Annotated in this window: 22 protein-coding genes, 1 tRNA gene and 2 pseudogenes; 7 read left to right on the plus strand and 18 right to left on the minus strand. The window is 71.6% G+C overall.

Going from position 1 to position 21,524, the window contains the following annotated elements; genetic code table 11:
* Positions 1-17: 17 nt before the first annotated feature.
* Positions 18-539, minus strand: coding sequence for a MarR family winged helix-turn-helix transcriptional regulator (locus OG408_RS20310; protein ID WP_266780497.1), 522 nt, complete (start codon positions 537-539; stop codon positions 18-20).
* A 495-nt stretch (positions 540-1,034) separates the two neighbouring features.
* On the opposite strand from OG408_RS20310, the gene OG408_RS20315 reads away from it, so the two are divergent.
* On the plus strand, positions 1,035-1,247 hold the full coding sequence (locus tag OG408_RS20315) for a hypothetical protein (protein ID WP_266780498.1): 213 nt from the start codon (positions 1,035-1,037) through the stop codon (positions 1,245-1,247).
* Between the two features lie 30 nt (positions 1,248-1,277).
* Here OG408_RS20315 and OG408_RS20320 read toward each other — a convergent pair whose 3' ends face one another.
* From OG408_RS20320 to OG408_RS20355, 8 genes are all read right to left on the minus strand, one after another.
* The gene (locus OG408_RS20320; RefSeq protein ID WP_326671183.1) at positions 1,278-2,138 is read right to left on the minus strand and encodes a hypothetical protein; all 861 of its coding nucleotides are present in this window, start codon (positions 2,136-2,138) and stop codon (positions 1,278-1,280) included.
* A gap of 57 nt (positions 2,139-2,195) precedes the next feature.
* Positions 2,196-3,062: an RNA polymerase sigma factor SigF gene (locus OG408_RS20325; protein ID WP_266780500.1), complete on the minus strand. Its 867-nt coding sequence runs from the start codon at positions 3,060-3,062 to the stop codon at positions 2,196-2,198.
* Between the two features lie 234 nt (positions 3,063-3,296).
* Positions 3,297-4,187, minus strand: coding sequence for an RNA polymerase sigma factor SigF (locus OG408_RS20330; RefSeq protein WP_442806048.1), 891 nt, complete (start codon positions 4,185-4,187; stop codon positions 3,297-3,299).
* A gap of 203 nt (positions 4,188-4,390) precedes the next feature.
* The gene (locus tag OG408_RS20335) at positions 4,391-4,684 is read right to left on the minus strand and encodes a Dabb family protein (RefSeq protein WP_266780502.1); all 294 of its coding nucleotides are present in this window, start codon (positions 4,682-4,684) and stop codon (positions 4,391-4,393) included.
* A 10-nt stretch (positions 4,685-4,694) separates the two neighbouring features.
* Complete coding sequence (locus OG408_RS20340; protein ID WP_164494166.1) at positions 4,695-4,859, minus strand: hypothetical protein; 165 nt, start codon at positions 4,857-4,859, stop codon at positions 4,695-4,697.
* Positions 4,860-5,272: 413 nt separating this feature from the next.
* Positions 5,273-5,971 carry a GntR family transcriptional regulator gene (locus OG408_RS20345; protein WP_266780503.1) on the minus strand — a complete coding sequence of 233 codons (699 nt, stop codon included), beginning with the start codon at positions 5,969-5,971 and terminating at the stop codon, positions 5,273-5,275.
* Between the two features lie 119 nt (positions 5,972-6,090).
* Positions 6,091-6,906 (minus strand): SDR family NAD(P)-dependent oxidoreductase, encoded by an 816-nt coding sequence (locus OG408_RS20350; protein WP_266780504.1) that lies wholly within the window; start codon positions 6,904-6,906, stop codon positions 6,091-6,093.
* A 67-nt stretch (positions 6,907-6,973) separates the two neighbouring features.
* Positions 6,974-7,840: a fumarylacetoacetate hydrolase family protein gene (locus OG408_RS20355; RefSeq protein ID WP_266780505.1), complete on the minus strand. Its 867-nt coding sequence runs from the start codon at positions 7,838-7,840 to the stop codon at positions 6,974-6,976.
* A 309-nt stretch (positions 7,841-8,149) separates the two neighbouring features.
* On the opposite strand from OG408_RS20355, the gene OG408_RS20360 reads away from it, so the two are divergent.
* Positions 8,150-9,238: a mandelate racemase/muconate lactonizing enzyme family protein gene (locus tag OG408_RS20360; RefSeq protein ID WP_326671189.1), complete on the plus strand. Its 1,089-nt coding sequence runs from the start codon at positions 8,150-8,152 to the stop codon at positions 9,236-9,238.
* A gap of 65 nt (positions 9,239-9,303) precedes the next feature.
* A complete protein-coding gene (locus OG408_RS20365) occupies positions 9,304-10,746 on the plus strand; it encodes an MFS transporter (RefSeq protein WP_326671191.1) in 1,443 nt (480 codons plus the stop codon).
* A 59-nt stretch (positions 10,747-10,805) separates the two neighbouring features.
* Here the strand turns inward: OG408_RS20365 and OG408_RS20370 are convergent.
* The 4 genes from OG408_RS20370 to OG408_RS20385 all read right to left on the minus strand — a co-directional run bounded on the left by OG408_RS20370 (position 10,806) and on the right by OG408_RS20385 (position 12,492).
* A tRNA-Ser gene (locus OG408_RS20370) sits at positions 10,806-10,890 on the minus strand.
* 78 nt (positions 10,891-10,968) lie between these two features.
* Positions 10,969-11,469: a tRNA adenosine(34) deaminase TadA gene (gene tadA / locus OG408_RS20375; protein ID WP_326671193.1), complete on the minus strand. Its 501-nt coding sequence runs from the start codon at positions 11,467-11,469 to the stop codon at positions 10,969-10,971.
* A gap of 9 nt (positions 11,470-11,478) precedes the next feature.
* Positions 11,479-12,042 (minus strand): tRNA adenosine deaminase-associated protein, encoded by a 564-nt coding sequence (locus tag OG408_RS20380; RefSeq protein WP_266780509.1) that lies wholly within the window; start codon positions 12,040-12,042, stop codon positions 11,479-11,481.
* 231 nt (positions 12,043-12,273) lie between these two features.
* Positions 12,274-12,492 (minus strand): hypothetical protein, encoded by a 219-nt coding sequence (locus OG408_RS20385; RefSeq protein WP_266780510.1) that lies wholly within the window; start codon positions 12,490-12,492, stop codon positions 12,274-12,276.
* A gap of 103 nt (positions 12,493-12,595) precedes the next feature.
* Here OG408_RS20385 and upp point away from each other — a divergent pair, with 103 nt between their 5' ends.
* Positions 12,596-13,231, plus strand: coding sequence for a uracil phosphoribosyltransferase (upp, locus tag OG408_RS20390; protein ID WP_266780511.1), 636 nt, complete (start codon positions 12,596-12,598; stop codon positions 13,229-13,231).
* Between the two features lie 103 nt (positions 13,232-13,334).
* Here upp and OG408_RS20395 read toward each other — a convergent pair whose 3' ends face one another.
* The gene (locus OG408_RS20395) at positions 13,335-13,931 is read right to left on the minus strand and encodes a LytR C-terminal domain-containing protein (protein WP_266786303.1); all 597 of its coding nucleotides are present in this window, start codon (positions 13,929-13,931) and stop codon (positions 13,335-13,337) included.
* Between the two features lie 236 nt (positions 13,932-14,167).
* Entirely contained in the window at positions 14,168-14,464 is a 297-nt protein-coding gene (locus OG408_RS20400) for a type II toxin-antitoxin system VapB family antitoxin (RefSeq protein ID WP_018101777.1), read from the minus strand.
* 103 nt (positions 14,465-14,567) lie between these two features.
* Between OG408_RS20400 and OG408_RS20405 the strand changes: the two genes are divergently transcribed.
* Positions 14,568-16,223 carry a helicase HerA-like domain-containing protein gene (locus tag OG408_RS20405; RefSeq protein WP_326671198.1) on the plus strand — a complete coding sequence of 552 codons (1,656 nt, stop codon included), beginning with the start codon at positions 14,568-14,570 and terminating at the stop codon, positions 16,221-16,223.
* Positions 16,224-16,269: 46 nt separating this feature from the next.
* Here the strand turns inward: OG408_RS20405 and OG408_RS20410 are convergent, their stop codons facing one another.
* The 3 genes and pseudogenes from OG408_RS20410 to OG408_RS20420 form a co-directional block, all read right to left on the minus strand.
* Positions 16,270-16,890, minus strand: coding sequence for an HhH-GPD-type base excision DNA repair protein (locus OG408_RS20410; protein ID WP_326671200.1), 621 nt, complete (start codon positions 16,888-16,890; stop codon positions 16,270-16,272).
* 116 nt (positions 16,891-17,006) lie between these two features.
* Positions 17,007-18,071: pseudogene (locus OG408_RS20415) on the minus strand (RNA polymerase sigma factor); the annotation flags it as partial.
* Positions 18,022-18,750 (minus strand): annotated as a pseudogene (locus OG408_RS20420) (TerD family protein); the annotation flags it as partial. The pseudogenes OG408_RS20415 and OG408_RS20420, both read right to left, overlap by 50 nt.
* Before the next feature lie 404 nt (positions 18,751-19,154).
* On the opposite strand from OG408_RS20420, the gene OG408_RS20425 reads away from it, so the two are divergent.
* Positions 19,155-19,874: a response regulator transcription factor gene (locus tag OG408_RS20425; protein WP_326671202.1), complete on the plus strand. Its 720-nt coding sequence runs from the start codon at positions 19,155-19,157 to the stop codon at positions 19,872-19,874.
* Positions 19,871-21,493, plus strand: coding sequence for a sensor histidine kinase (locus OG408_RS20430; RefSeq protein WP_326671204.1), 1,623 nt, complete (start codon positions 19,871-19,873; stop codon positions 21,491-21,493). The genes OG408_RS20425 and OG408_RS20430 overlap by 4 nt, the downstream gene beginning before the upstream one ends.
* The last annotated feature ends 31 nt before the right edge of the window (positions 21,494-21,524 follow it).

Consider the following 21,524-nt stretch of genomic DNA (forward strand, 5'->3'; position numbering starts at 1 on the left):
CCTTGTCTTTGCTTCTGTTACACGGGTGTACGGGTGTACGAGCCGTTGTGGCTGTCGGTGTGCCGGGAGCGGCAGTCGCCGCTGTGCTTTCCGGGGGCGCACCCGCCGGAGCCGCGACAGGAGAAGCTGTCGCGCAGCCGGGCCAGCAACGTGTTGAGCTGCCCGACCTCTTCGTCGGACCAATCCTCGAGGTGGTGGGCGAACATCTCGGTCGTCCGCCGGTTCAGTTCGCCGAGCACGCCCTCGCCCGCGGGGGTCAGCCGCAGGATCCGGGAGCGCTTGTCCGCCGGGTCCGGGGACCGCTCGATCCAGCCGCGTTCCGCCACGTGAGCGACGTGCCGGCTGGTCACCGACATGTCGACCGCGAGGAGCTCGGCCAGTCTGCTGATCCGTATCTCCCCGTGCTGGCTCAGCAGAGCCAGCACGGCGGCGGAGCCGGCAGGGCACTCGGCGGGCAGGATGCGGGCGAGTCCCCGTTTGACGGCGCCGATGGCGCTGAGCTGCCGGGCCAGTTCTTCGTACTGACTCCGTGCGGCCACGGGACCCCCAGACATCTCGCACCGGTCATCTTGTTGCTTAGGGCAACCATAGAAGCCGTTGGTTGCTGCAGGCAAACGAAAAGTGGCTTGCATAAGTAAAGGAACGCAAAAGGCTGTGTAGGGCGCGGGTCAAACGCCCAGCGTGTGCGCCACAGGAGTGGCAGGTGTGTCTCCTGCCACACCGGGGTCGCGATGCGGTGGCTCGGGGCGGGCTGCCGAGTTCCGCGGGACGTACGTGCGACGCCCCGTCGCGCGCACCTCGGCGGCCCTTCGCGCACATATACGGGTGCGGGGCGGGCGTCACGGCGAGGTGATCCGTCAACTGCACGCGGGTGCGGGCTGGTTGGTGGATCCCCGCCGTCGCGGGCCCGGTGCCGGGGCCGGCGGACGCGGCGGCATCGGCACCGCTCCTTCACCGCTTCCCCGGTTATGGCCTCGCGCCTTCACCGCCCCGGGGGTTGGGCCCTTCCGCCGAGTTCGCTAGGGTCCTGCGACATGGCACACAACCCCCACGCCCCGCAGGGTCCCGAGGGCAACAGCGACCCGGCAGGCAACACCCAGATGTTCCGCGCCTTCGTCGACGAGGGCGAGCCGCAGCGCAGGCAGCAGCCCGCCGCCGTGTCGTCCGGACCGAGGACCGGGATGATCGCCGCGGTCGTCGCGGTGATCGTCGTGCTCGGCGCGGTCGCCTGGCTCGCGCTCGGCTGACCGGCCCTCCGGTCACTCCGCACCCACCCGTCACTTCCAGACGGCGGTGACGTCCCGGGTATCGACATGCATGCCCAGGGGCACCCGCCAGGCGTCCACACAGACGGTGTACGTCTTCTTCAGCGCCGCTCCCGCGCCGATCGGTGCGGGCAGCGGCGCTGTCGATTCCCGGGTCGCCCAGTCGATCCCCAGCCCGCCGATGATGTGCGTGGCGAAGGTGACGGTGCCCGAACGCACCGGTGAGCCGCCGGTGTTGCGGAACTCCACGGTCACCTTCTCGCACCACCGCTCGTCCGCCGCCGCGCGCACGGGCGCGCCGACCTTCAGGACGGCGGGGCCGGCGGGAGCGGTGGAGCCGGGTGCGGAGGGGGATGCGGGGCCGGTGGACCCGGTCGATCCGGTAGATCCGCCCGTGGACCCGCCGGAGGAACTGGTTCCGGTCCCGCTTCCGGCCGCGGAACCGGTTGACGGGGTGCCGCCGGCCGTTCCGGTGCTGCCGGACGCGCCGCCTGAGGTCCGTGCCGGACTGCCGGAGGCTCCCGGCCGCGCCGTGTCCGCCCCGGAGCCGCCCGTACCGCCGCCGGCACCCGTACCGCCCGCACCGCCCGCACTGTCCGGGCTTCCGGCGGAGGGCGAGGAGTCCGAAGGGTCCCCGGTCCCGCTCGTGCCGCCGGCCCCGTCCAGCGGGACCAGCGTGACCTTCCCCGAGGGCGCCACCGCACCCGACGGCGTCCTCCCCGGGCCCGCACCGGCGGCGCCGACCGCCGTGTAGCCCTCGCCGCCGGCCCGGTCGCCGCAGCCTGTCAGCGCACCGCCCAGGCACAGCACGGCCGCCGAGGCGGCGAGCACGGTGCCCCGGCGGCCGGACCTGACCCATGTCTGACGTCGCATCGCGCCAGTGTGTCTGACGGACCGTCAAATCGGAACCCTCGGGTCCCGGCTTCCGGGTCAGTCGGCGATGAGCCCCTCCCTGAGCTGGGCGAGCGTGCGGGTCAGCAGCCGCGAGACGTGCATCTGCGAGATGCCGACCTCCTCGCCGATCTGCGACTGGGTCATGTTGGCGAAGAACCGCAGCATGATGATCTGGCGCTCGCGGGCCGGGAGTTTGGCCAGCAGCGGCTTGAGCGACTCGCGGTACTCGACGCCCTCCAGCGCCGCGTCCTCGTACCCCAGCCGGTCCGCCAGCGAGCCCTCGCCGCCGTCGTCCTCGGGTGAAGGCGAGTCCAGCGAGGAGGCGGTGTAGGCGTTGCCGACGGCCAGGCCGTCGACGACGTCCTCCTCGGAGACGCCGAGCGCCTTGGCCAGCTCGGGAACGGTCGGCGAGCGGTCGAGCTTCTGGGCGAGCTCGTCGCTGGTCTTGGTGAGGGCGAGCCGCAGCTCCTGGAGCCGGCGCGGCACCCGCACCGACCACGAGGTGTCGCGGAAGAAGCGCTTGATCTCGCCGACGACGGTGGGCATCGCGAACGTGGGGAACTCCACGCCGCGTTCGCAGTCGAACCGGTCGATCGCCTTGATCAGGCCGATCGTGCCGACCTGGACGATGTCCTCCATGGGTTCGTTACGGCTGCGGAACCGTGCCGCGGCGTAGCGCACCAGCGGCAGGTTGAGCTCGATGAGTGTGTCCCGCACATAGGCGCGCTCCGGACTGTCCGTTCCGTCGGGGCCCGGTGCGGGACCCAGCGCGGCGAGCCGCAGGAACAGGGAGCGGGACAGCGTGCGGGTGTCGATGGCTTCCGACGAGCTGGTGAGCACAACGGGTGCGGGTGCGCTCTTCGTGAGCGTGAGCACCTTCGAGCTGCCCTGTTCTGCGGACATGCCACCCCCTTGAGGTCGCGGACGGTCGCGGTGGCCGCGACCATCGGAGGAACGCAGCCTCCACCTGAATACCGGAGGGGAGGCTGCGGCAAACGCGGTTCCCGCAGAATGTCACATGTCGGCAACACGCTGTAGTGACTTGTCGACAAGTTCTGGGGGTGTCTGCGCAGTTAACAAGGGGTGTGCGGCTTTTGGTCCGCGAGGGGCGCCCGAGGATCGGTCTACCCGATCCGGTTACGCCTCGATCCTGTTTGCGGATCGCAGTCGGGCAAAGCTTCGGGCCAGGAGCCTTGACACGTGCATCTGGGAGACTCCCAGTTCGGCGCTGATCTGGGACTGCGTCAGATTGCTGTAGTAGCGCAGCAGCAGGATCCGCTGTTCGCGTTCGGGCAGTTGTACGAGCAGGTGCCGGACCAGGTCGCGGTGTTCGACCCCGGCCAGCGCCGGGTCCTCGTAGCCGAGCCGGTCGAGCAGGCCGGGCAGCCCGTCGCCCTCCTGGGCGGCTTCGAGCGAGGTCGCGTGGTACGAGCGGCCGGCCTCGATGCAGGCCAGCACCTCGTCCTCGGAGATCTTCAGCCGCTCGGCGATCTCCGCGGTGGTGGGGGAGCGGCCGTGAGCGGTCGTCAGGTCCTCGGTGGCGCCGGTGACCTGGACCCAGAGCTCGTGCAGCCGGCGCGGTACGTGGACGGTCCGCACGTTGTCCCGGAAGTACCGCTTGATCTCGCCGACCACGGTCGGCATCGCGAAGGTGGGGAACTGGACGCCGCGTTCGGGGTCGAACCGGTCGATGGCGTTGATCAGGCCGATCGTGCCGACCTGGACGACGTCCTCCATCGGCTCGTTGCGGCTGCGGAACCGCGCGGCGGCGTACCGCACGAGCGGCAGGTTGGCCTCGATCAGGGCCGTCCTGACCCTGCCGTGCTCCGGGGTGCCCGCCTCCAGCCCCTGGAGGCGGCCGAAGAGCACCTGGGTGAGCGCCCTGGTGTCCGCGCCCCGGGTCCTGGCGGGCGCGACCGTGTCATCGGGCGTCTCGGTCTGGATCGTCTGGACTGTCTGGGCCGTCTCTGCCGCCGCCGGGGACGGCGTCCGGGTGGCCTGGACGGCCTGGACGGTCTGGGGAGGCACTTGAGGCGCTGTACTGGCCGGCACGATGACGCCACCCCTTTGCGGTCAACTTCGGTCAACTCATCCTTCAAAAGCGGTCATAGCATCACAAGACATGTCCACTATGTGCAAGCACCCCATAGCGCCGTGTTGACCCTGAATCGGTTTAAACACAAAGAAAAGCCCCTCACCATCGTGGTGAGGGGCTCGCAGGGCCGAAGGCGTCAGAACGGGTAGTCGGCGATCACCCAGGTGGCGAATTCACGCCACTGCCCGGCGGCCGCCTGGTGGGCCGGATGCTCGATGTAGCTCTTCAGCGCGGCCTCGTCGGCGACCGCGGAGTTGATGGCGAAGTCGTACGCGATCGGCCGGTCGGTGATGTTCCAGGCGCACTCCCAGAACTCCAGCCCGGGCACCTTGTCCGGCAGTTCCCGGAAGGCGGCGGCGCCCGCGACGACCCGCGGATCCTCCCGCTCGACGCCGTCGTTCAGCTTGAACAGGACCAGATGGCGGATCATGGGGGTACTCCTACTTCACGAGCTCGGACATGAAGTCGCCGACGCCCTGTGCGGCACTCGAAACGCCCTCGAACCCTACCTGGACGAGGTCCGCGGCCCGGGCGGGGGACGTGATGATCGTGTAGAGCACGAAGACGACTATCAAGTAGAGAGCAATCTTCTTCGCTTGCACCATCAGCCCCTGACTCCCCTTCGATCCCCTGTGCGGTCGGGCGAGTCTATCCGTACACATGGCCGTATCCGCCTGCTGTTTCCGATCACACATACGGTCTTTAAGGACCAAGGACCCGGTGATCGGGGTCCTTCGCCCGCCCCCGCGGCTTATGCGGCAAGGCAGCATGGAGAACGAGCCCCCGGGGATCTGGCAGGAATCCGAGGGGCGAGGAACAGGACCTCTCTGTGGGGTCCTCGCCGCGGCCTCCCCCGATCGCGACGAGGGCTGGTAGGGCCTGTTCTCATCGGGGGAAGCGGCTTGTCCCCCCGATGCCGCTTCCCCCGACCTGAACGCACACGAGGCCCCGGGTCCGACGACGGTCGGACCCGGGGCCTCTGTCATGACCCGTCCGGGGCAGGCGACGCCCGGCCCGTTCAGGCCGGCCGGCCGCGGCGGCCGCGCTGGCGCTCCAGGCTGCTCCGCAGATGGTCGGTCATGGCCTCGGCGGCCCGCTCGGGGCTGCGGCGCAGGATGGCCCGGACGATCCGGTCGTGCTCGGCATGGGTGGGCTCGCCCGCGCCCGGGATGCTGCTCAGCCGGAAGATGTGCAGGTGCGAGTGGAGACGTTCCACCGCGTCGCACAGCAGAGGACGTCCCGCGGCCTCGGCCACGGTCTCGTGGAAGCGCTGGTCGAGGGCGGCGAACTCCCGGTAGACGGCGTACCTGTCGCCGGATCCCGGCAGGCTGCGCATCGACTCCTGGAGCTGTTCGAGCCGGTCGAGCCGGGCCTCGTCGGCGTGCCGGGCGGCCAGCGCGGCCGCCTCGGGCTCCAGGAGCAGCCGCATGTCGAACAGCTCTTCCAGCCCCTGGGAGGTGAGCAGCGCGGTCGCCCGGTAGCCCGCCTGGGACCGCTTGACGACCAGGCCGTCCGATTCGAGCCGGGCCAGCGCCTCGCGTACCGGAGTGGGCGAGACCGCCAGGGTGCGGGCCAGCGCGTCGATCCCGACGCGGGCCTCCGGGGCGATCTCATGGTCCATGACCATGGCCTTGATCGCCTCGTACACGGTGTCGGCCAGCACCTGCCGGGGAGGCTCCGGCGACTGGGGGGAGCCGGCGGACTCTTCCGACGGCATCCGGCCTCCTGCGGCAGTGGGCGGTGGCGGGACCGCGCACCTGCGGCGCAGTCTATCGAGCCGGGCCTTGCGGCCCTTGGGCGCGCCCGGCTCCCGCGGAGCGCGCACGCTGCCGGTGCTCACCGGTCGTTCCCGGTCCCCTCGGGCCGCAGCCGCAGGCCCTGCATGCCGCCGTCGACGGCGAGGTCGGTGCCGGTGGTGGCGCCGGAGAGCGGGCTCGCCAGGTAGCAGACGGCGCTCGCGACCTGCTCGGCGGAGACGAGCCGCCCGGTCGGCTGACGGGCTTCGAGTGCCGCGCGCTCGGCCGCCGGGTCGGCCGCCGATTCGAGCAGCCTGCCGACCCAAGGGGTGTCCACCGTGCCGGGGTTGACGCAGGTGACGCGGATGCCGTCGCGGACGTGGTCGGCGGCCATGGCCCGGGTGAGGGCGAGCACGGCACCCTTGCTGGCGCTGTAGAGGGCGCGCTGCGGCAGGCCCGCGGTGGCCGCGATCGAGCAGGTGTTGACGATCGCGGCGTGCCGGGAGGCGCGCAGCAGCGGCAGGGCCGCGGCGGTGACGCGGGCGATGCCGACGACGTTCACATCGAGGACGCGGTGCCATTCGGCGTCGTCGTTGTCGGCGACGGTGCCCTGGGCGCCGATCCCCGCGTTGTTCACGAGGATGTCGAGGCGACCGAAGCGCTCGCCGACGGAGGCGAGGGCCGCGTCCACGGACGCGCGGTCGGTGACGTCGCAGCTCTCGCCGTGCAGCCCCTCGGGCAGCCGGTCCGTGCGCAGGTCGAGGACGACGACCGTGGCTCCGCGCCGGGCGAGCGCGGTGGCGGTGGCCAGTCCGATGCCGGAGGCGCCGCCGGTCACCGCCGCGGTGAGTGAGCCGAACTCCCCTGCCGCGCCCGCCGGGGTGCCCGCCGCCGTGTCTGCCGTCTGCTCTGCCATGGGTGTTCGCCGTCCTTCGTACGTACGTATGCGGTGCTGTGCTGCCGTGGCGCTGCGCGCGGGGATCTCAGGAGGCCGGGGTGGCCCGCATGCGCTGGCGCTGGTGGCCGAGGTGGTCGATGTCCAGCTCGACCACGTCGCCGGCCGCGAGATAGGGGAAACGGCCCGAGAGCGCGACGCCCTGCGGGGTGCCGGTGTTGATGACGTCGCCCGGTTCGAGCGTCAGGTAGTGGCTGAGGTGGCGGACCAGCTCGTGCGCGCCGAAGATCATGTCGGCGGTGGAGGAGTCCTGCCTGCCCTCGCCGTTGACGCGGCTGCGCAGGGTCAGTGCCTGGGGACCTCGGGGCAGGTCGGCCTCGGGGACGAGCCAGGGGCCGAGGGGGTTGAAGGTCGGGCAGGACTTGCCCTTGGACCACTGACCGCCCGAGACGTCGAGCTGGTAGGCCCGCTCGGAGACGTCGTGCGAGACGGCGTAGCCGGCGATGTGGCGGGCGGCGTCCTCGGCGCTCTCCAGGTACGCGGCACGGGTGCCGATGACGAGGGCGAGTTCGACCTCCCAGTCCACCTTCTCGGCGCCGGGCGGGATCAGCACGTCGTCGTAGGGGCCGACGACGGTGTTGGGGTGCTTGAAGAAGATGATCGGGGCGGCCGGCGGCTCGCTGCCGGACTCGGCCGCGTGGGCCGCGTAGTTCTGCCCCACGCACAGGACGGCGGACGGGCGGGCCACCGGGGCGCCCACCCGCAGCCCGGCGGCGCCGGGGAGTACGGGCAGGGTGCCCGCCGCCAGTGCGGCGCGGACCCGGGCGATGCCGTCGTCCGCCAGGAAGGCCCCGTCGATGTCGTCGGTCAGCGCGGCGAGGTCGCGGATATCGCCCTCGCCGTCGCGTACGGCCGGGCGCTCCCGGCCGGCTGGTCCTACTCGCATGAGCTGCATCCGACAGCCTCCTTGGCCTCGCGGTGTCACTGCCGGAAACCTATAGGAAATGAATCCGCTCGTGAACCCCGAAGCTTGAGCGATGCGCTCACGCTCGCCGCCGCACACGCCATCGGGGTGGCGTATTCATGGCACAGGCTGGAGAAACTGACTCACCGCAAACCCTTGACCGGGCCGGGAGGGTGATGCGTAGTCTCCTCTCGTTCTCATTTCCTATAGGAAATTGTCGATCCTCTGCGGGCTTCCGCTCTTCCCCGTGGACCCCGCACCGCTACGCGCTCCACCCTCCTGTGAAAGGCCCGCTCCCCCATGAGCATCATCACCAAGGTCGACATCCGGCTCGTCAACATCGAGCCCGAGGTGCTGCGTACCGACGCCTCGCAGACCTTCGTACGCCAGGAGACCGTCCTCGCCACCGTCGAGACCGACGACGGGCTGCGGGGAACCGGCTACTCGTACACGATCGGCACCGGCGGTTCCTCCGTGGTGGCCCTGCTGCGCGACCACCTCGCGGGCACGCTGATCGGCGCGGACGCACGCGGCGTCGAGGCCCTCTGGACGAAGATGCTGTACGCCACGCGGGCCACCGCCCACGGCGCGCTGACGGCGCTCGCGATGGCCGCGCTCGACACCGCGCTGTGGGACCTGCGGTGCCTGCGGGCCGGCGAGCCGTTGTGGCGGCTCGCGGGCGGGGCGCACAGCCGGCTGCCCGTCTACGACACCGAGGGCGGCTGGCTCCAGCTCTCCGTCGAGGAACTGGTGGCGAACGCGAAGGCGTCCCGCGCCGCCGGGCTGAGCGGCGCCAAGTTCAAGGTGGGCAAGCCCAGCGCGGCCGAGGACGCCGAGCGGCTGGCCGCGGTCCGCGCGGCGGTCGGCCCCGACTGGCAGATCATGGTCGACGCCAACCAGTCGCTGACGGGCCCCGAGGCGATCCGGCGCGCCCGCACCTACGAGCCGCTGGACATCGCCTGGTTCGAGGAGCCGCTGCCCGCGGAGGACGTGGCCGGCCACGAGCGCCTGGCCCGTTCCACCACCGTGCCGGTGGCCGTCGGCGAATCCGTCTACAGCGTGGGCCACTTCGCCGAGTACCTGGGAAGGGGCGCCGCCGGCATCATCCAGGTCGACGTGGCGCGCGTCGGCGGCATCACCCCGTGGCTGAAGGTCGCCCACGCGGCGGAGGCGTTCAACGTCAAGGTGGCCCCGCACTTCCTCATGGAGATCCACGCGAGCCTGGCCTGCGCCGTTCCGGCCGGCATGTACGTCGAGCACATCCCGCAGCTCGGTGCGATCACCCGCAACGCGCTGAGGATCGAGGACGGCTGCGTCGTACCGCCCGAGACCCCCGGCCTCGGCATCGAGTGGGACGAGGACGCGATCGCGGACCTGCGCGTCGCCTGACACCGGGGCCCGCTCGCCCCTCCCCGCCTCCCCGCCCTCCCCATTTCTCCGCAAAGGAGCAGGAAATGGCAACGTCCCCGTCCGGTCAGGCATACCCCTCCGGCCAGGAGCCCGCCGCAGGCGCGTCGATGCGACGCGTCATACCGGCGGCCCTGATCGGCTCGGCCCTGGAGTGGTACGACTTCTACCTCTACGCCGTGGCCTCCGCCCTGGTCTTCAACAAGGTGGTCTTCCCGGTCGACAACGAGTTCATCGGCACCCTCGCCGCGTTCTCGACCCTCGCCCTCGGCTACTTCATCCGCCCCCTGGGCGGCGCCCTGTTCGGCAGTCTCGGGGACCGGGTCGGACGCCGGCACGTCCTGGTCATCACCCTGCTGGTGATGGGCGGGGCCACCGTGCTGATGGCGTTCCTCCCCACGTACGAGCAGGCGGGTTTCTGGTCCCCCGCCATGCTCCTGGTCCTGCGGCTGGTGCAGGGGCTGGGCGCCGGGGCGGAGTTCGGCGGCTCGGCCGTCATGTCCGTGGAGTTCGCCCGGCCGCGCCGGCGCGGGCTGCACGGCGCCTGGCCCGCTTCCGGGGTGTACCTGGGCCTGCTGCTGGCGTCGGCCGCCATGGGCGGAGTCGCGAGCCTGCCGCACGACGCCTTCCTGAGCTGGGGCTGGCGGCTGCCGTTCGCGGCGAGTGTCGTGGTCATCGGGCTCGCGCTCTTCATCCGCCTCAGGCTCCAGGAGTCCCCCGCGTTCAAGGAGGTGGAGCGGGAGGGCGAGGTCATGAAGGCACCGCTGCGCGAGGTGCTGACCCACGAACGCCGCGGCGCGCTCGTCCTGATCGGAACCCAGGTCGCCCAGTCGGTGATGGCCTACCTCTTCCTGACCTTCATCACGGCGTACGTCACCGACACGCTCCACATGGACGACTCCGCGGGCCCCTTCGCGGTGACCGTGGGAGCGGCGGTGGCGCTGGTGACGATGCCGCTGTTCGGGGCGCTCTCCGACCGGGTGGGACGACGTCCGGTGCTTCTCTTCGGCACGGTGTTCTGCGCGGTGTACGCGTTCCCGTTCTTCTGGATCATCGACAGCACGCGCAGCCGGTTCGGACTGACGGCCGCGCTGGTCATCGGCCTCGGCCTGGGGGTCGGCGCGATGTTCGGACCGCAGGGCGCCTACTTCGCGGAGCTGTTCTCCGCGCGGATCAGGATGACGGGGCTCACCTTCAGCCGCGAGGTCGGCGGCGCCCTCGCGGGCGGCCTCACCCCGATCATCGCGCTGTCCCTGGTCGAGTGGACCGGTGGCAGCTCCTGGGCGGTCGCGCTGTTCGCGGTGCTGGCCTGCGTGGTGATCGGCCTGCCCGCGGTCCTCCTCGGCCCGGAGACCAGGGGACGCTCCCTGCTGGCGCCGACCCGCGCCGAGCTGGAGGCCTCGACCGGTCTGTTCGAGGAGGCGCCCCGCTCGGCGGAGGCGGACCCCGAAGCCGCACCGTTCCGGGCCGCCGGCGCCGCGAAGCGCTAGCGGCTGCCGGAACGCAGTGAAGGGACCGACCCAAGCGGGTCGGTCCCTTCATCTACCTGCGGTAGCGGAGGGATTTGAACCCTCGGTGAGTTTCCCCACACTCGCTTTCGAGGCGAGCTCCTTCGGCCGCTCGGACACGCTACCGAGAGAGAGCTTAGACCATCTCGGCCGTCCGTCGAAATCCGATTCCCCGCCGGGCGGCGAAGGTGCCGGGTGCCCAGGTCAGCGGTCGCGGAAGAAGGCGGTGAGACGGGCCGCGCAGTCGGCCTCCAGGACGCCGTGGATCACTTCGGGTCGGTGGTTGAGCCGGCGGTCCCGTACGACGTCCCAGAGCGAGCCGGCCGCTCCGGCCTTCTCGTCCCGGGCGCCGTAGACGACCCGGTCCACGCGGGACTGCACCAGGGCGCCCGCGCACATCGTGCAGGGCTCCAGGGTGACCACCAGCGTGCATCCGGACAGCCGCCACCGGCCGAGCGAGGCGGCGGCCCGGCGCAGGGCGAGGATCTCGGCGTGGGCGGTCGGGTCACCGGTCGCCTCGCGCTCGTTGTGACCCGTGGCGAGCAGGGTGCCGTCCGGGGCGAGGACGACGGCGCCGACCGGCACATCGCCGGCCGCCGCCGCCAGGTCGGCCTCGTCCAGGGCGCGGCGCATGGTCGCCCGCCACGGGTTCCGTACGGGATCGTGCGGTGGGGACGGGTCGTGCGGGTGCGGTGGTTCGGTCACCCGCGGACCCTAGCGGACGGTCTCCAGGACCTCGGCCGCTCCCAGCGCGTCCGCGATCTCCACCAGGGCGTCCGTCCGCAGCATCAGCAGCTCCGCCTCGGGGAGCCCGAGGTCGGACAGCACCCCGGTGTCACCGAGCGGACCCGCCGGCACGGCGTCGTCGTCCGGCCCGTCGTCATCGTCGTTGGAGTTGTCGTTGGAGTTGTTGCCGGGGGTGTCCGGCTCGCCGTCCTCCGTACCGTCGAGGCCGACGAGCTCTTCGAGGGCGGCAATCGAGTCCTCGGCCCCGGGTTCGCGGCCGAGCAGTTCATCGGTGAGCAGGATCTCCCCGTACGAGGAGCGGGCGGCGGCGGAGGCGTCCGAGATGTAGATCCGGGGGTCCTCCTCACCGTCGACCCGGACGACGCCGAACCAGGCGTCCTCCTGCTCGATGAAGACGAGCACCGTGTCCTCGTCCACCGAGGCCTCACGGGCCAGGTCGGTCAGATCGGACAGGGTCTCCACATCGTCGAGCTCCGTGTCGCTCGCTTCCCACCCGTCTTCGGTGCGCGCGAGCAGTGCGGCGAAGTACACCGTGACTCTCCCACTGGTCTCAGGGGCTCGCGTTCGGATCAGGCCGGACCCGAACAGAAGACCCCAGTCGTGTCGGTCCGGCGGGAGGACCGCCGGTGGTCCGGCTGCCCTGGGTCCCGCCCATCGGAATCGTGGCAGAAACGAGGGCCTCGCGAGAGCAGTTCCGCCGTTGCGTCGGCCATCAGTTCTCTCCGGCACCGCCACCAGGGGGTCTTCCACCCGGCCGGACGGCTACCAGCGAAACGTCCGCATCCGCATGGCCTGGCGCATTCTGGCGGCCTTGACCCGGCGCGGCTGGACCCGGTCACGGAGTGCCTTGGCCTCGTGAAGCTCGCGGAGGAACTGGGCGCGGCGCCTGCGGCGCTGCGCGTCGGTCTCCGGCGCGTCCTGCGCCTTCTGCGCGTCCCGCGGGTCCTGGTCGTCCCGCTGCTGCTGCGCCCCGTCCGGCATCGGCTCATCACCCCAAGGCTGGGTACGTATGCCCCCACCTTCCCCCCGAACGCGTGGTTGATGCCAGCGCACGGGTACGGGAGGCACGGCTACTGTGGGTGTCATGCGGATCCACGTCGTCGACCACCCGCTGGTCGCGCACAAACTCACCACCCTGCGCGACAAGCGCACCGACTCCCCGACCTTCCGGCGCCTCGCCGACGAGCTGGTCACCCTGCTCGCGTACGAGGCCACCCGCGATGTGCGCACCGAGCTGGTCGACATCGAGACCCCGGTGACACCCACCACCGGCGTGAAGCTGTCGTACCCGCGGCCCCTCGTCGTACCGATCCTGCGGGCCGGTCTCGGCATGCTCGACGGCATGGTGCGGCTGCTGCCGACCGCCGAGGTGGGCTTCCTGGGCATGATCCGCGACGAGGAGACGCTCCAGGCGTCCACGTACGCGACCCGGATGCCGGAGGACCTCTCGGGCCGCCAGGTGTACGTCCTGGACCCGATGCTGGCCACCGGCGGCACCCTGGTCGCGGCCATCCAGGAGCTGATCAAGCGCGGTGCGGACGATGTCACCGCGGTCGTGCTGCTCGCGGCGCCCGAGGGCGTCGAGGTGATGGAGCGCGAGCTGGCGGGGACACCGGTCACCGTCGTCACCGCCTCGGTCGACGAGCGGCTCAACGAGCACGGCTACATCGTGCCGGGCCTCGGCGACGCCGGGGACCGGATGTACGGCACCGTCGACTAGGACGGACGCGGGACACGGAACGGCGACGGCCGGGGCGCTCGAAGAGCGCCCCGGCCGTCGCCGTTCTGCCTGCCCGGCTGTCCGCCCGCCCGCTCGCCCCGCCTCAGCAGGAGGACGGTGCCGGGGCCGGCTTCGTCAGGGCGGTCAGCGCGGTGGCGGCCGCCTGCGGCGTGCTGAACGCCTTGAACTTCGTACCGATGATCAGGTCGATGTCCGCGCCCTTGCGGGCGTCGGTCTTCGTCGCCGCACCGGCCAGCTGGGTGCCGAGCACCGGGAGCGTGCCGTTGACCGCGGCCGGGGCGCCCAGCAGCAGGGCGGTGCCGGGGACCTTCTTGTCGTACGCGGCGGTGGCGTTGCCCACCTTGCCGATGGTGAAGCCGCGCTTCTTCAGCTCGTCCGCTGCCGCCTTGGCGAGTCCACCGCGCGGTGTCGCGTTGTAGACGTTGACGGTGATCTTCGCGGGCTTCGGCAGCACCTTGGCGGGCGCGGACGGTCTGGCGGACGGGCAGTCAGCCGTGCGGTCGGCGGCGCTGGCCTGCTTGTCGCCGCCCGTGAAGACGTCGATGAGCTGCAGCGTGCCCCATCCGGCCAGCCCGAGGGCGACGACGGAGGCGGTGGCCGCGAGGACCAGTTTGCTGCGGCGGCGGGGGCGCCGCATGCGCGGGTACTTGTCACCCGTGATGCGGTACTTTCCGCCCATGCCGGGGGGAGTGAGCATGCTCATGGGCGCAGCGTAGTGCGACCCGGTGATGATGCCTATTTAATGATCGCCGGATCGCACCCGTCCGGGTGGGAAAGCACCCGAACGAACCCTGCCGGTGTCGAACGGACCGGCGTTCAGCAGGCGGTGTGCGGCGGGGGAGCGTTCGGCGGACAGGTGTTCGACGAGTGCCGGTGCCGGTGTCGCTGTCGGCGCGTGTGCCGGCGGGTGAACCCTCAGCCGAGTTCGAGCACGCGGGCGTGAAGCACCTGGCGCTGCTGGAGCGCGGCGCGGACGGCGCGGTGCAGCCCGTCCTCCAGGTAGAGGTCGCCCTGCCACTTCACTACGTGCGCGAAGAGGTCGCCGTAGAACGTGGAGTCCTCGGCGAGGAGTGTTTCGAGGTCCAGCTGTCCCTTGGTGGTCACGAGCTGGTCGAGGCGGACCGGGCGCGGCGCGACATCCGCCCACTGCCGGGTGCTTTCCCGGCCGTGGTCGGGATAAGGCTTCCCATTTCCGATGCGCTTGAAGATCACACGGAAAGCCTACCGGTCAAGAGGCTCCGGGCGCAGCCATGGAGCGGGACTGCGATGCTGACGGAGGCGGCATATAGGCGTTCATTCCGGAATTGAGGCCGTGATGAGTGAGAGCGACAGCGCGAGCGGGGGCGCACTCGGGAGCGCGAAGGGGGGTGCGAGCGGGGCCACCGGCACGGACGGCGCACTGCCCCCGCGGGCGGCGGAGATCGCGGCCGGATACGCGGCCGCCGGGCCCGCCCTCGACCTCGGCGCCCTGCTCTGGGACGGCGCCTGTCTGCCCGGCGCGCAGATCCGTATCCCGCTCGCCATGCTCAACCGCCACGGACTCGTCGCCGGCGCCACCGGCACCGGCAAGACCAAGACGCTCCAGCTGATCGCGGAGCAGCTGTCGGCGAACGGGGTGCCGGTCTTCCTCGCCGACATCAAGGGTGACGTCTCCGGCATCGCGTCCCCCGGCGCCGCGGGTGACAAGGTCGCCGAACGGGCCGGCCAGGTCGGACAGGAGTGGACGGCCACCGCCTTCCCCGCCGAGTTCTACGCACTGGGCGGCATCGGCCCCGGCATTCCGCTGCGGGCGACGGTGACCGGCTTCGGCCCGGTCCTGCTCTCCAAGGTGCTCGGCCTCAACCGCACGCAGGAACAGTCGCTCGGCCTGATCTTCCACTACGCCGACGCCAAGGGCCTCGAACTGGTGGACCTCAAGGATCTGCGGTCGGTGGCCGCGTTCCTCGTCTCGGACACCGGCCGGGCCGAACTCAAGGGGATCGGCGGGCTCTCGACGGCCACGGCCGGAGTGATCCTGCGCTCGGTCACCGCGTTCGAGCAGCAAGGTGCGTCGGACTTCTTCGGCGAACCGGAGTTCGACACGGCGGAACTGCTGCGGCAGGCGCCGGACGGGCGGGGACTCGTCTCCGTACTGGAACTGGCCGCCGTACAGGACAAGCCGGAGCTGTTCTCCGCGTTCCTGATGTGGCTGCTGGCCGATCTCTTCCACGATCTGCCGGAGGTCGGCGATGCGGACCGGCCCAAGCTCGTCTTCTTCTTCGACGAGGCGCATCTGCTGTTCAACGGGGCGTCCAAGGCGTTCCTGGAGTCGATCACCCGGACCGTGCGGCTGATCCGGTCCAAGGGCGTGGGCGTCTTCTTCGTCACGCAGACCCCGCGCGACGTCCCCGCCGACGTGCTGGGTCAGCTCGGCAACCGGATCCAGCACGCGCTGCGCGCGTTCACGCCGGACGACGCGAAGGCGCTGCGGGCGACGGTGAAGACCTTCCCGGACTCCCCCTACGACCTGGAGGAGGTGCTGACCGGCCTCGGCACCGGCGAGGCGGTGATCACCGTGCTGAGCGAGAGGGGTGCGCCGACACCGGTCGCCGCGACCAGGCTGCGTGCCCCGCAGTCGCTGATGGGACCGGTCCCGGCGGCGGAGCTGGACGCGGCGGTGAAGGGCTCCTCGCTGTACGGACGTTACGCACAGGCTGTGGACCGGGAGTCGGCGTACGAGAAGCTGGGCGCCGCCCAGGAGGCGGAGCAGCGCGCCGCGGCCGAGGCGGCGGACCGGGCGGCGGTGGAGAAGGCGGTCGCGTCGGGCGAACGCCCGGCCGGGCGCTCGGACGATCGCTCCGGGGAGGACCCTTCGCTGGTCCAGCAGGTGGTCGGCAGCGGGATGTTCAAGTCGCTGGCGCGGTCCGTGGGCACGCAGCTGGGCCGGGAGATCTCACGCTCGCTCTTCGGCACGGCCCGCCGCAGACGGTAGGGCGTGCCCCGGCGGACGGTGCGGGGGCGGGGCCGGGGCCGGGGGCTCACTTCCCCTTGGCCGCCGGCTTCGCGGCCTTGGCGGCCTGCTTGGCCTCCTGCTTGAAGGCGCGGACCTCGGCGAGTGACTCGGGCCCGGTGATGTCGGCGACCGAGCGGTGCGCGCCCGCCTCCCCGTACGGACCCGCGGCCTCCCGCCAGCCCGGCGGCCGCACATCGAACTGCTTGCCCAGCAGCGCCAGGAAGATCTGCGCCTTCTGGGTGCCGAACCCGGGCAGGGCGTTGAGACGCTTGCGCAGGTCGGCCCCCGTGGAGGCCTCGGTCCACACCGCGCTCGCCTCGCCGTCGTACTGCGCCACCAGGAACTGGCACAGCTGCTGCACACGCTTGGCCATCGAGCCCGGATAGCGGTGCAACGCGGGTTTGGCGGTGAAGAGTTCGGTGAACGCCTCGGGGTCGTACGTGGCGATCTCATGCGCGTCCAGATCGTCCCCGCCCATGCGCTGTGCCAGGGCGTACGGCCCGGAGAACGCCCACTCCATCGGCACCTGCTGGTCCAGCAGCATGCCCACGAGGGCGGCGAGCGGGCTGCGTGCGAGAAGCGCGTCCGCCTCCGGCTGCTGAGCGATCCGGAGGGTGATGTCCTGGCCCTTGCTGCTCTTGGTCATGGACCCGATGATTGCGAGCCGAGGGCGCGACAGCCAGCGAAACCACGCCGGTGCGGCTCTTTGCAGCCGTTTGCCGCTGTTCTCCACGGCTCGCCGCGCCTTGTCCCCCGCAGTCCTCAGCCGCTGTCGTCGAGCCGGTCCGCACGTTTGTTCAGGTAGCGGGCCTCCGGGATGCTCAGGGTCCCGGCGGCCGCCGCACGGTAGGCGGCGCGGGCGCCCTCGCGGTCGCCGGCCCGTTCCAGCAGATGGGCGCGGACGGCGTCCAGCCGGTGGTGGCCGGCCAGCCGCTCCCCGAGGGCGTCGGCCTCGGACAGCCCGGCCTGCGGCCCGTGCACCATCGCGACGGCGACGGCCCGGCTCAGTGCGGCCATCGGCTCGGGGGCGATGCGGACGAGGACGTCGTACAGGGCGAGGATCTGCGGCCAGTCGGTGTCCTCGGCACGGGCCGCCTCGTCGTGCAGCGCGGCGATGGCCGCCTGCACCTGATAGGGCCCGGCGGGCCCCTCGCCCAGGGCCTCCTCCACCAGGGCCACGCCCTCGGCGATCACCGCCCGGTCCCAGCGGGTGCGGTCCTGCTCGTCGAGGGGGATCAGCTCACCGTGCGGTCCGGTACGCGCGGCGCTGCGGGCATCGGTCAGCAGCATCAGCGCGAGCAGCCCGGCGACCGCGCCGTCCCGGGGGAGCAGCAGGCGCACCGAACGGGTCAGCCGGATCGCCTCCGCCGCCAGGCCCGCCCGGTGCAGGGCACGCCCCGAGGTGGCCGTGTAGCCCTCGTTGAAGATCAGATAGAGCACCTGGAGCACGGCGGCGAGCCGCCCGTCCCGTTCGGCGGGCCCCGGCTGGACGAACGCGGCACCCCGGACCTTCCGCTTGGCCCGGCTGATCCGCTGGGCCATGGTCGCCTCGGGCACCAGATGCGCGCGGGCGATCTCGGCCGTGGTCAGTCCGCCGACGGCCCGCAGGGTCAGCGCGATCTGGGCGGCCGGGGCCAGGTCCGGATGGCAGCACAGGAAGAGCAGGGTCAGGGTGTCGTCCTGGGACGGCGCCCGGCTCCCGCCCGGCAGGGGCTCGTCGGGCGCCGGAGCGGTGAAGGCGTCCCGCGGCGTGAGCGCGGCCGCCGCCTCCTCCCGCGCGCGCCGCGCGTCGTCGCTGCGCAGCCGGTCCACGAGCCGCCTGACGGGGTACCGAGACGGACTGCTCCGCGGTGGACGGCTGTTCGGCCTCGCCGGTGCGGGGCGGGGTCTGCGCGCCGAGCGGCTCCGCCGTCCCGTCCGTCTCCCCGGCCACGTTCCCGCTCTCGCCCTCGTTCTCCCCCTCGTCGTCGACGTCGATCCCGAAGTCCGTTGCGAGACCCGCCAGACCGGTCTCGTACCCCTGGCCGATGGCGCGGTACTTCCACTCCGTGCCGCGCCGGTAGAGCTCCCCGAAGAGGAAGGCGCTCTCCACCCCGGCATCGGCGATCGAGAACCCCAGAAGCACCTCGCCGGTGCGGTCGGCCACCGTCATCCGGAGATCGTCCAGTTCTCCGAACCGCGAGCCGCCGTACCGGCTCGCGGCCACTACGAGGCGCTCGACGTCCGCCGGTACGGCGGTCAGATCGAGGCTGATGCGGTCCTCGCTGCCGCTGTCGGTCGGAGTCTTGCCGAGCAGCTGCACGCTGCCGTCGGTAGCGGTCGTGTTGTTGTAGTAGAAGAAGTCGGCGTCGCTGCGCACCTTGCCGTTGCCGTCCAGCAGGAGCACCGACACGTCGGCGTCGCCGTCCCCCGCGGTGCTGCTCCAGCTCAGACTCGCGATGACCGCTCCGGTGTCGTCGCTGAGGTCCGCCAGACCGACGTTGGCGCCCTTGGTCATCTCACGCATGTAATCCCCCAGACGCGCAGCCGAGTCGGGTGGTGCCCTGGCAGCAGCGCATGTTGATCAGTGGCACAGCACAAGCCGCTGCGCACCAGAAGGACGGTAGTCCTTGAATGGAGAAGCCGTGAAGGAACCGTGTGTTTCGGTTGTGTGCTGTACGGAGCCTGCGGGCGAAGTGCCAGGCCGGCGTCATGCACGGCCGTCGCCCCGGCCGCTGGTCGCCGGTAGCCGGGCGCCGGTAACAGGCAAGCGGCAAGAAGTGGTTGTGGTGGCTGCCCGCACCCGGTCATTGCGGTTGTTTCCGGCTCCGGCCACCGCTCGGTTGTCCGGACCGGGCCTGGGGCCGGTCATGGGCCATATGTTCTGTAGTCAATCAAAAGTGTTGTGCGATCGAGTCGGAGGAAGCCTCGTTGAGTGCGCGCATATTGGTGGCCGAGGATGACGGGAAACAGGCGCGGCTGATCCGGATCTACTTGGAGCAGGCCGGGGACGAGGTCCAGATCGTCTCGGACGGCCGGTCGGCGATCGACCGGGCCAGGTCGTCGCGGCCGGACCTCATCGTGCTCGACGTGATGATGCCGCACGTCGACGGACTCGACGTCTGCCGCATCCTGCGCGCCGAGTCGCAGGTGCCGATCCTCCTCCTCACCGCGCGCAGCACCGAGGAGGACCTGTTGCTCGGGCTGGACCTCGGGGCCGACGACTACTTGACGAAGCCCTACAGCCCCCGGGAGCTGGCCGCTCGGGTACGGGCGTTGCTGCGGAGGTCGAAGGCTGGCGCCCCCGTCGCGCCGGCGGTGCTGACTGTGGGGGACCTGGAGGTCGACGCGGCGCGGTTCGAGGTACGGGCCGCCGGGCGGCTGGTGGCGCTGACCGGCAAGGAGTTCGCGATTCTGACCGTGCTGACGGAGGAGCCGGGACGGGTGTTCACGAGGGCCCAGATCATCGACCGGGTCTTCGGGTTCGACCAGAACGTTCTGCCGCGCACGGTCGACGCCCATGTCATGAACCTGCGGCGCAAGCTGGAGAGGGGCGGCGAGGGCACGCGCTACGTGGAAACCGTCTACGGCCGTGGCTACCGGCTGGCGCCCGGCACAGGCACGGACACCGCCACCGGGCCCGCGAGATGAGTTTCCGGCTGCGGGTGCTCGGGTTGCTCATGCTGGTGGCGATGGCCGCCACCGCGGCGACCGCCTGGCTCACGCTCCGGCAGGCCAACAACCAGGTGCGGGAATCCGCCAGAGCGGGCCAGGAGGAGGTGTCCCGCATTCTCGACGGGCTGACCACGTACGGCTTCGTGCACGGCACCTGGGAGGGAGCGGCGCCCACGGTGCGCTCCCTCTCGGCGGCCACGGGGCAGCGCATCCGCGTCGTCACGGAGACCGACGTCCTGGTCGCCGACTCCGATGTCCTCGCCGGGCGCCCGGCCCGCGAGGTGAGCGGCCGGCCTCCCGTACTGGCCGATGCCCGTCCCCGGCTCCGGCTCCCCGCCGCCAAGATCCCCCGTGCCTCCGTCAAGCGCACGGTGACCGCGATCACCGATTACCGGGCCTCGGTGGCGTACGCGGCCTGTCTGACGAGTGCGGGGGCCGCGGTGACGGCACGTCCGGACAGCGTCGGCATTCCCCGGGTCCAGGCCGACCGGCGTCCCGCGCAGTGCAAGGAACCCACGGCGGGGGACTCCGCCCCCTACGTCGCACAGGACAGCGCCGCCGCGGTGAAGTGCGAGAGCGATCCTCGTCTTTCGGCATGCCTGCAACGGGTGTTCAACGAACGCACCCTCGCCGTCGCGCCACCGCGCCTGCAGATCGGCCTCGGGGCGCTCGACGAGTCACCGGCCGGTCTGGCCGCCGCGCCCACCGTGGCCGTAGCGGGTGCGGTCGCGCTCGCGGCGATCGTCGCGGCCCTGGTCCTGAGCCGGGCCGTGCTGCGCCCGGTCCGTGCACTGACCGCGGCGGCCCGCGGCCTCGGCGGCGGCGATCTCGAACACCGGGTCCCCGTCACCGGCCGCGACGAGATCGCCGAACTCGGGCGCGCCTTCAACCGGATGGCGGACTCCCTCCGGAGCGCGGAGGAGCGCCAGCGCCGGATGACCGGCGACATCGCCCATGAACTGCGCACACCGCTGGCCAATCTGCGGGGCTACCTGGAAGCGCTCCAGGACGGCTTCGTCGAGCCCACGCCCGAACTGCTCGACTCCCTGCACGAGGAAGCGATGCTGCAGCAGCGGATCGTCGACGACCTCCAGGACCTGGCCCTGGCCGAGGCCGGGGTGCTGACCTACCATCGCGCGGTCACCGACCTGCGGAACGTCCTCGACGCCTCTCGTACAGCGCACCGGGCAACGGCCGAACAGGCGGGTGTCGCCCTGGAGCTGGCGGCGCCCCTCCCCGTGCACGCGGCGGTCGACCCGGACCGGCTGCGCCAGGTCATCGGAAACCTCGTCGGCAACGCGCTGCGCGCCACGGCGCCGGGCGGCACCGTGACGCTGGAGCTGCGGCGGGAGGGCCGGACAGCGGTCATCCGGGTGCGGGACACCGGCGAGGGCATACCGGCCGAGCACCTGCCCCAGCTCTTCGACCGCTTCTGGCGTGCCGATCCGGCCCGGGGCCGCGCCACGGGCGGCAGCGGCCTCGGGCTCGCGATCGCCCAGCAGATCGTCACCGACCACGGAGGCACGATCGGGGTCGAGAGCGTGGTGGGGACCGGAACCACCTTCGTCGTCGCCCTCACGGCCGTCACCGAGTGACCCCCTGCGCGACGGTCCCGGGGGAGCCGGG

Source organism: Streptomyces sp. NBC_01257 (assembly GCF_035917255.1).
Classification (GTDB): domain Bacteria; phylum Actinomycetota; class Actinomycetes; order Streptomycetales; family Streptomycetaceae; genus Streptomyces.

What these genes read in the sequence shown, in the direction of transcription:
- OG408_RS20315 (WP_266780498.1), top strand. Translation starts at nt 1,035, where the DNA reads ATGGCACACAACCCCCACGCCCCGCAGGGTCCCGAGGGCAACAGCGAC.
- OG408_RS20320 (WP_326671183.1), bottom strand. Translation starts at nt 2,138, where the DNA reads ATGCGACGTCAGACATGGGTCAGGTCCGGCCGCCGGGGCACCGTGCTC.
- OG408_RS20325 (WP_266780500.1), bottom strand. Translation starts at nt 3,062, where the DNA reads ATGTCCGCAGAACAGGGCAGCTCGAAGGTGCTCACGCTCACGAAGAGC.
- OG408_RS20335 (WP_266780502.1), bottom strand. Translation starts at nt 4,684, where the DNA reads ATGATCCGCCATCTGGTCCTGTTCAAGCTGAACGACGGCGTCGAGCGG.
- OG408_RS20340 (WP_164494166.1), bottom strand. Translation starts at nt 4,859, where the DNA reads ATGGTGCAAGCGAAGAAGATTGCTCTCTACTTGATAGTCGTCTTCGTG.
- OG408_RS20345 (WP_266780503.1), bottom strand. Translation starts at nt 5,971, where the DNA reads ATGCCGTCGGAAGAGTCCGCCGGCTCCCCCCAGTCGCCGGAGCCTCCC.
- OG408_RS20350 (WP_266780504.1), bottom strand. Translation starts at nt 6,906, where the DNA reads ATGGCAGAGCAGACGGCAGACACGGCGGCGGGCACCCCGGCGGGCGCG.
- OG408_RS20355 (WP_266780505.1), bottom strand. Translation starts at nt 7,840, where the DNA reads ATGCAGCTCATGCGAGTAGGACCAGCCGGCCGGGAGCGCCCGGCCGTA.
- OG408_RS20360 (WP_326671189.1), top strand. Translation starts at nt 8,150, where the DNA reads ATGAGCATCATCACCAAGGTCGACATCCGGCTCGTCAACATCGAGCCC.
- OG408_RS20365 (WP_326671191.1), top strand. Translation starts at nt 9,304, where the DNA reads ATGGCAACGTCCCCGTCCGGTCAGGCATACCCCTCCGGCCAGGAGCCC.
- OG408_RS20385 (WP_266780510.1), bottom strand. Translation starts at nt 12,492, where the DNA reads ATGCCGGACGGGGCGCAGCAGCAGCGGGACGACCAGGACCCGCGGGAC.
- upp (WP_266780511.1), top strand. Translation starts at nt 12,596, where the DNA reads ATGCGGATCCACGTCGTCGACCACCCGCTGGTCGCGCACAAACTCACC.
- OG408_RS20395 (WP_266786303.1), bottom strand. Translation starts at nt 13,931, where the DNA reads ATGGGCGGAAAGTACCGCATCACGGGTGACAAGTACCCGCGCATGCGG.
- OG408_RS20405 (WP_326671198.1), top strand. Translation starts at nt 14,568, where the DNA reads ATGAGTGAGAGCGACAGCGCGAGCGGGGGCGCACTCGGGAGCGCGAAG.
- OG408_RS20410 (WP_326671200.1), bottom strand. Translation starts at nt 16,890, where the DNA reads ATGACCAAGAGCAGCAAGGGCCAGGACATCACCCTCCGGATCGCTCAG.
- OG408_RS20430 (WP_326671204.1), top strand. Translation starts at nt 19,871, where the DNA reads ATGAGTTTCCGGCTGCGGGTGCTCGGGTTGCTCATGCTGGTGGCGATG.